This window comes from Caballeronia terrestris, assembly GCF_001544515.1.
Taxonomy (GTDB): domain Bacteria; phylum Pseudomonadota; class Gammaproteobacteria; order Burkholderiales; family Burkholderiaceae; genus Caballeronia; species Caballeronia terrestris.
On record NZ_FCOL02000593.1, the window covers coordinates 1 to 635 of the forward strand.

Consider the following 635-nt stretch of genomic DNA (forward strand, 5'->3'; position numbering starts at 1 on the left):
GCAGTACGAGCGAGGCCAGCATCATCAATCTCGGCAGGATCAGTTCAAGCGGCGGCGACGTATTCCTGATCTCGCGCAAGCTTACCGAGAACGACGGTTCGATCGACGCGCCCAAGGGCACGGTGAAACTCGCCACCGGCGCTCAGGTGTTGCTGATGGATTCGTCGAGCGGCAGCCAAGTGTTCGTGGAACCCGGTACTCGAGGCGATGTGGTGAACAAGGGCATGATCCGAGCCGCGCAGATCGCCCTCGAAGCAGCCGACGGCAACGTTTTCGCGCTCGCCGGTAATCAAGGCGAACTGCGCGCAACTGGCACCGCCACGCGCGATGGTCACGTGTGGCTAGTGGCCGAACGCGGCACGGCGCACGTTCACACGAACGTCGCGGCATTGAATGCGGACGGCAGCGGCGGGATCGTGGAGACGAGCGGCTACGCGCTCCATCTCGACGACGCCGTCATCGATGCCGGACGATGGAATTTGACGGCGCCCGAGTTCAACGTGGGAGTGGTGGCCGCGGCGATCTTCGCCCGTGACCTGTCGAGCGGTACGTCAGTCAATGTGAACACGACGGGCGCCTACGGCAAGAGCGGTGACATCAATCTCCAGTCGACGCTGCGCTGGAGCGGCGACGCA

General features: G+C 63.8%; 1 pseudogene. It reads left to right on the plus strand.

Going from position 1 to position 635, the window contains the following annotated elements:
• A pseudogene (locus AWB67_RS41310) lies at positions 1 to 635 on the plus strand (filamentous hemagglutinin); the annotation flags it as partial.